Source organism: Sphingopyxis solisilvae (genome assembly GCF_015475875.1).
Classification (GTDB): domain Bacteria; phylum Pseudomonadota; class Alphaproteobacteria; order Sphingomonadales; family Sphingomonadaceae; genus Sphingopyxis; species Sphingopyxis solisilvae.
On sequence record NZ_JADKYM010000039.1, the window covers coordinates 7,501 to 14,500 of the forward strand.

Annotated in this window: 6 protein-coding genes, 1 tRNA gene and 2 rRNA genes (1 of these 9 cut by a window edge); 8 read left to right on the top strand and 1 reads right to left on the bottom strand. The window is 61.5% G+C overall.

The genetic code is table 11. The features are described 5' to 3' along the window. From IR187_RS16310 to IR187_RS16320, 3 genes are all read left to right on the top strand, one after another. Nucleotides 1-1,296 (top strand): 23S ribosomal RNA (locus tag IR187_RS16310) (it extends 1,495 nt beyond the left edge of the window). A 114-nt stretch (nt 1,297-1,410) separates the two neighbouring features. Beyond that, nucleotides 1,411-1,525: ribosomal RNA gene (gene rrf, locus IR187_RS16315) — 5S ribosomal RNA — on the top strand. A gap of 110 nt (nt 1,526-1,635) precedes the next feature. After that, a tRNA-Met gene (locus IR187_RS16320) sits at nt 1,636-1,712 on the top strand. Between the two features lie 97 nt (nt 1,713-1,809). On the opposite strand, the gene IR187_RS16325 is transcribed toward IR187_RS16320, so the two are convergent. Further along, nucleotides 1,810-2,325, bottom strand: coding sequence for a DUF7674 family protein (locus tag IR187_RS16325; protein WP_407699097.1), 516 nt, complete (start codon nt 2,323-2,325; stop codon nt 1,810-1,812). A 15-nt stretch (nt 2,326-2,340) separates the two neighbouring features. Between IR187_RS16325 and IR187_RS16330 the strand changes: the two genes are divergently transcribed. From IR187_RS16330 to IR187_RS16350, 5 genes are all read left to right on the top strand, one after another. After that, on the top strand, nt 2,341-4,221 hold the full coding sequence (locus IR187_RS16330; RefSeq protein WP_194955628.1) for an ABC-F family ATP-binding cassette domain-containing protein: 1,881 nt from the start codon (nt 2,341-2,343) through the stop codon (nt 4,219-4,221). An 84-nt stretch (nt 4,222-4,305) separates the two neighbouring features. Next, on the top strand, nt 4,306-4,842 hold the full coding sequence (locus IR187_RS16335; RefSeq protein ID WP_194955629.1) for a hypothetical protein: 537 nt from the start codon (nt 4,306-4,308) through the stop codon (nt 4,840-4,842). A gap of 57 nt (nt 4,843-4,899) precedes the next feature. Further along, nucleotides 4,900-5,985, top strand: a complete 1,086-nt coding sequence (gene hppD, locus IR187_RS16340) for a 4-hydroxyphenylpyruvate dioxygenase (protein ID WP_194955630.1) — start codon at nt 4,900-4,902, stop codon at nt 5,983-5,985. Further along, nucleotides 5,982-6,374 (top strand): DUF1801 domain-containing protein, encoded by a 393-nt coding sequence (locus tag IR187_RS16345; RefSeq protein WP_194955631.1) that lies wholly within the window; start codon nt 5,982-5,984, stop codon nt 6,372-6,374. The genes hppD and IR187_RS16345 overlap by 4 nt, the downstream gene beginning before the upstream one ends. Further along, nucleotides 6,371-6,916, top strand: coding sequence for a VOC family protein (locus tag IR187_RS16350; protein ID WP_194955632.1), 546 nt, complete (start codon nt 6,371-6,373; stop codon nt 6,914-6,916). Before IR187_RS16345 ends, IR187_RS16350 begins: the two co-directional genes overlap by 4 nt. Nucleotides 6,917-7,000: the final 84 nt, after the last annotated feature.

A 7,000-nucleotide genomic window follows, 5' to 3' on the forward strand; every position in this document is an offset into this window, starting at 1 on the left:
AGAGGTTCCAGGAAATAGCCCCTCCATTATAGACCGTACCCTAAACCGACACAGGTGGGATGGTAGAGTATACCAAGGCGCTTGAGAGAAGTCTCCTGAAGGAACTCGGCAAATTGCCTCCGTACCTTCGGAAGAAGGAGGCCCCACATTTGGGCAACCATTTGTGGGGGGCACAGGCCAGGGGGTAGCGACTGTTTAGCAAAAACACAGGGCTCTGCTAAGTCGGCTTCAAGACGACGTATAGGGCCTGACGCCTGCCCGGTGCCTGAAGGTTAAGTGGAGGGGTGCAAGCTCCGAAATGAAGCCCAGGTAAACGGCGGCCGTAACTATAACGGTCCTAAGGTAGCGAAATTCCTTGTCGGGTAAGTTCCGACCTGCACGAATGGCGTAACGACTTCCCCACTGTCTCCAGGAGATGCTCAGCGAAATTGAATTCTCCGTGAAGATGCGGAGTACCCGCGGTTAGACGGAAAGACCCCGTGCACCTTTACTGCAGCTTCAGAGTGGCATTAGGAAAGAACTGTGTAGCATAGGTGGGAGGCTTTGAAGCGACGGCGCCAGCTGTCGTGGAGCCATAGGTGAAATACCACCCTGTTGTTTTCTGATGTCTAACCTCGATCCATGAAACTGGATCAGGGACCCTCTGTGGCGGGTAGTTTGACTGGGGCGGTCGCCTCCTAAAGAGTAACGGAGGCGCGCGATGGTAGGCTCAGGACGGTTGGAAACCGTCTGTTAGAGTGCAATGGCATAAGCCTGCCTGACTGCGAGACTGACGAGTCGAGCAGAGACGAAAGTCGGTCATAGTGATCCGGTGGTCCCGAGTGGAAGGGCCATCGCTCAACGGATAAAAGGTACGCCGGGGATAACAGGCTGATGATTCCCAAGAGCTCATATCGACGGAATCGTTTGGCACCTCGATGTCGGCTCATCACATCCTGGGGCTGGAGCAGGTCCCAAGGGTTTGGCTGTTCGCCAATTAAAGTGGTACGTGAGCTGGGTTCAGAACGTCGTGAGACAGTTTGGTCCCTATCTGCCGTGGGCGTCGAAATTTGAGAGGAGTTGACCCTAGTACGAGAGGACCGGGTTGAACATACCTCTGGTGTACCTGTCGTGGCGCCAGCCGCGCAGCAGGGTAGCTATGTATGGACGGGATAACCGCTGAAAGCATCTAAGCGGGAAGCCTCCCTCAAGATAAGATTTCACAGGACCGTGGAAGACCACCACGTTGATAGATCGGATGTAGAAGCGCGGTAACGCGTGGAGCTAACCGATACTAATTGTCCTATTCGCACTTAAGAGTCCCGCCATCAACGACAAGCCTGAGGGGTTTGTCCGCGAGAGTGGATGATTGATCAGACAGTATTGCACGGATATCGATTGAAACCCTTTTGACCTACGCCGGCTTCATTGCTTGGTGACCATGGCGTCAGTGACCCACCCGATCCCATCTCGAACTCGGACGTGAAACCTGACAGCGCCGATGGTACTATGGCTCAAGCCCTGGAAGAGTAGGACGTCGCCAGGCATTGTGGCCGGCGTAAGGTCGAAAGAAACCCATTCACAAAGTCAGAGGCCGGCAGCGATGCCGGCCTTTTGCTGTTTTGGCGGTTGTCGCAGACGATCGCCGCTGGTTGACGCGGGATGGAGCAGCCCGGTAGCTCGTCAGGCTCATAACCTGAAGGTCGCAGGTTCAAATCCTGCTCCCGCAACCAACAAAAAGCCCGCCGTCCTCAAGGATGGCGGGCTTTTTGTTGTCCGCCGTGGATTGTGGTTCGGCGGTATGGCAGCTTTGGGTGGGAAACGGATGTTTTATGAAGCGTCACGCAGAGCGTCGACATTACCGGCCCAAAAATCTTTCAGTCGCGTCCACCACGAGGCAGAAAGCGGTTGCAACCAAGGAGCAAAGTCATCCGGACTTGTAGTGGAATGAAGGTTCGTGTTCTGCAAATCTTCTAGCAGGCCGATAACTGCTGCCTCGGCAACATAGTGCTCACCCTCTACTTGCCATCGTTCTACAACCTCAAAAACCGCCTCGAAGCAATCGACTTGTCCTGCCGCCAATTTTTTGATGAGGTGTTGCGCGAGGTCGCCCAAGGCCAAATACTGGGGAAGTTCTTGCCCTTGCCATTCAGCTACAAACTGGTCCCATGCGGGCTGGAAGCTCGGGTCGGCGCAGCCCAGAACGCGACCGTAAAAATCGCGCGCGGCATCGAGATCGTCGACCGGAAAGGCGATGTGGAACGGGGTGAGCTGCGTCATCGCGCTATCCTGTCGCAAAAGGATGCGATTTGCCAGCCTCGCGGCTTGGGCTTCGGCGGCGGTCATGCTAGGCGCGCGCCCATGTTGACGATCAACGGCCTCACTGTGCGCCTGGGCGGGCGCACCATCCTCGACCGCGCGAGCGCCAGCCTGCCGGGACGCAGCCGCACGGGCCTGATCGGCCGCAACGGCGCGGGCAAATCGACCCTGATGAAGGTGATGATCGGCCAGCTCGAAGCCGACGAGGGCGGCATCGAAATGCCGCGCAAGACGCGCGTCGGCTATATCGCGCAGGACGCGCCGAGCGGGAGTGCGACGCCGTTCGAAACCGTGCTCGCCGCCGATACCGAGCGCGCCGAGCTGCTCGCGGCGTCGGAGGTCGAGCGCGACCCGCACAAGCTGGGCGACATTCACGAGCGGCTGATCGCGATCGACGCCTATACCGCGCCCGCGCGCGCGGCGCGCATCCTGATCGGACTCGGCTTTGACGAGGCGATGCAGGGGCAGCCGCTCGACAGTTTTTCGGGCGGTTGGAAGATGCGCGTTGCCTTGGCGGCGCTGCTTTTCTCGAACCCCGATCTGCTGCTGCTCGACGAACCGTCGAACCATCTCGACCTTGAAGCGACGATGTGGCTCGAAAGCTTCCTCAAATCCTACCCCGGCCAGCTCGTCGTGATCAGCCACGAGCGCGACCTGCTCAACAATGTCGTCGACCATATCCTGCACCTCGAGGGCGGGAAGGTGACGCTTTACCCCGGCGGTTATAATGATTTCGAACGCCAGCGCGCCGAGCGCCTGGCGCAGCTCGCGGCGGCGAAAGCCGCGCAGGAAGCGCAGCGCGCCAAATTGCAGGACTATGTCGCGCGCAACAGCGCGCGCGCCTCGACCGCGAAACAGGCGCAGTCGCGCGCCAAGCAGCTCGCGCGGATGCAGCCGATCGCCGCGGTCGCCGAAGACCCCAGCCTCGCCTTTGATTTCCCAAGCCCGGACGAGCTGAAGCCGCCGCTGATCACGCTCGACCTCGCGAGCGTCGGTTACACGCCGGGCGCGCCGATCCTTTCGCGGCTCAACCTGCGCATCGATCCCGACGATCGCATCGCGCTTCTGGGCCGCAACGGCAATGGCAAGACGACGCTCGCGCGCCTGCTCGCGGCGCAGCTCGCACCGATGGACGGCGCGATGGCCGCGTCGGGCAAGATGCGCGTCGGCTATTTCACCCAGTATCAGGTCGAGGAACTCGACGGCAGTGATACGCCGCTTGGGGCTATGACGCGGGTGATGGCGGGCAAGACGCCGGGTGCGGTGCGCGCGCAATTGGGGCGCTTCGGCTTCACCGGCAACAAGGCGACGACCGAGGTCGGCAAGCTGTCGGGCGGCGAACGCGCGCGGCTCGCGCTCGCGCTGATCACGCGCGACGCGCCGCATCTGCTGATCCTTGACGAACCGACCAACCACCTCGACGTCGATGCGCGCGAGGCGCTGGTGCAGGCGCTTAACGGCTTCGACGGCGCGGTGCTGATCGTCAGCCACGACCGCCACATGCTCGAACTCACCGCCGACCGGCTGGTGCTCGTCGACGGCGGGACGGCGCGCGAATTTGACGGCAGCATGGACGATTATGTTGCTTTCATTTTGGGCAAAGCGGCCGCGAATGATGATGCGAAGCCCGCCGCAAAGCCCAGGGATGCGAAATCGGCGCGGCAGGAAGCGGCCAAGGCGCGCGAAGCACAGGCGGCGCTGCGCAAGAGCTCGAAGGAGCTGGAGGCCAAGGCCGGAAAGCTCGCGCAGCAGATTTCGGCGATCGACCGCGCGATGTTCGACCCGTCGGGCGCCGAACCCGCGCTCGCGAAGCTGACGATGGGCGACCTCGCGCAGCGCCGCGGCAAGCTGGCAGCCGAGCTGGAAACGGCCGAGGCAGCGTGGATGGACGCGCTGGAGGCGATCGAGACCGCGGCGGCCTGACCATGCGGCGGGGATTGCGGCAGGCCCGCGAACCCGCGAGGATAGGGCACTGGAACTCCGTCCGAATCGAAAAAGGGGATCAAGATGATATCGCTTCCGGCCTTGTTGCTGCTCTTGAACAATCCGGTCGTCGCGGTGCCCCCCACGGCTGTGGTTCGGCCGCGTCCTATTCAGTGCAGCGACGATTGCATTTCGCCGGTCGAGGCGGTCACCTATGCGTCCTATCTGGCCCCAAAGGCGGGAATTGCCGGGACGTTCCGGATGGAGGTAAAGGCGGTCGGTGAACAGAAGGGCTTTTATTACCTCAATTCCGAGGCCGATTATCGCGACCGCAATTGCCTGACCATCGCCATGCCTGCCTCGGTGCTGGCCGAACTGGCAGGCGGCGAGGGGCTGGCAGTGGCGGAAAGGCGTTTCAAGGGCCGAACCGTGCTGGTTCGCGGAGTTGCGCAGCGCGTGAAGATCGGTTTTTTCGGCGATGACGGAAAGCCGACCGACAAATATTATTATCAGGTCCAGGTACGGATCGGGCAGGCCGAGCAGCTTTCGGTGGCGCGGGCTGGCCTGTCGGACGACCGGTCCTTGGCGCAGCCTTCCAGAGCCGTTCGCAGCGGACCTTGACTCATCGGGTGGGGTCAGTGATATTAGTTTCAATTGAAACCATATGAGGGAATCACCATGGCCGACCTGTTCGAAAACCCGCTGGGCCTCGACGGCTTCGAGTTCGTCGAATTTTCGGCGCCCGAAAAGGGCATGCTCGAACCCGTGTTCGAGCGCATGGGCTTTACCCGCATCGCGCGCCACCGCTCGAAAGATGTCCAGCTGTGGCGCCAGGGCGATATCAACCTGATCGCCAATTACGAACCCAAATCGCCCGCCGCTTATTTCGCCGCCGAGCATGGCCCGTCGGCGTGCGGCATGGGCTGGCGCTGCCGCGACGCGGCCAAAGCCTATGCTGAGGCGATCGAACGCGGCGCCGAGCCGGTCGAGGTCAATCCCGGCCCGATGGAACTGCGCCTGCCCGCGATCCGCGGCATCGGCGGCTCGATCATCTATCTGATCGACCGCTACGGCGACGACCTCAGCATCTATGACATCGACTTTGCCTACGAAGAGGGCGTCGATCGCCATCCGGTCGGTGCGGGGCTGAAGCTGATCGATCACCTGACGCACAATGTCTATGGCGGCCGTATGGCGCATTGGGCGGCCTTTTATGAGCGCATCGCGGGTTTCCGCGAGATCCGCTATTTCGACATCAAGGGCGAATATACCGGGCTGACGTCGAAGGCGATGACCGCTCCCGACGGCAAGATCCGCATCCCGCTCAACGAAGAAGGCGCGGGCGGCGGCGGCCAGATCGAGGAATATCTGCGCGCCTATAATGGCGAGGGCATCCAGCACATCGCCTTTGCCTGCGACGATCTGTACGCGGCGTGGGACAAGCTGAAGGCGCTCGGCAACCCGTTCGCGCCGTCGCCGCCCGAAACCTATTATGAAATGCTCGCCGAGCGCCTGCCCGGCCATGGCGAACCGGTCGACGAACTGAAATCGCGCGGCATTTTGCTCGACGGCTCGACGGCGGAAGGCGACCCGCGGTTGCTGCTCCAGATTTTCGGCCAGACCGTGATCGGCCCCGTCTTCTTCGAGTTCATCCAGCGCAAGAAGGACGAAGGCTTCGGCGAGGGCAATTTCACCGCGCTGTTCAAGTCGATGGAACTCGACCAGATCCGCCGCGGCGCGCTCGAGGTCAAAGAGGACGCGTGACCTTGCCGACCAAGCACACCTCAATCGACGCTTTTCTGGCTACTTTGACCGCCGATCAGCGACCGATCGTTGACAAGTTACGCGAACTTGCCGCGCATTCTGCCGACGGGGTGAGCGAGCATATCAAATGGAACGCGCCAAGCTTCTGTATCGACGGTGACGACCGCATTACGCTGGGTCTCAGTCCGAAGGGCGTGGTCCGGGTCGTGTTGCACCGCGGCGCAACAGCGCCGGAGGACAAGCGCTTCAGCTTCGACGACCCCGCCGGGCTGATCCGGTGGCAGGCGGCGGATCGCGGAGTTCTGCATTTCGATTCGTTCGACGATCTGATCGACAAGGAAAGCGCGGTCGGCGACATCTTCGCGCGCTGGATGGAGACAACAAGATGACCAGTCCGATCAAACTCGGCGGCGTCCACCACGCCGCCTATCGCTGCAAGGACGCGAAGCAAACGGTCGAGTGGTATGAGGCCATGCTCGGCATGACCTACACCACCGCCTTTGCCGAGGATCATGTGCCGTCGACCGGCGAATATGACCCGTATATGCATGTCTTCCTCGACGCGGGGAACGGCAACATCCTCGCCTTTTTCGAGCTGCCCAACCAGCCCGAGATGGGGCGCGATACCAACACGCCGCAATGGGTGCAGCATCTGGCGTTCAAGGTCGGCAGCTATGACGAGCTGGTCGCGGCGAAGGCGCATCTGGAAGCGAACGGCGTCGATGTGCTCGGCCCGACGCACCATGGCATCTTCAAGTCGATCTATTTCTTCGACCCCAACGGCCACCGCGTCGAGTTGGCGTGCGACATCGGCACCGACGAACAATATGCCGAACTGAAGCGCGTCGCGCCCTTGATGCTCGAGGAGTGGAGCCGGACCAAAAAGGCGCCGCGCCACGCCGACTGGCTGCACGCGGCGGCGAACGAATAGGCGACCCACCCCTGTTTCCGTTCGTGTCGAGCGAAGTCGAGTGCCGCGCCGGGTCCGTCCCGAACGCCAGCACATAGGTTTTCT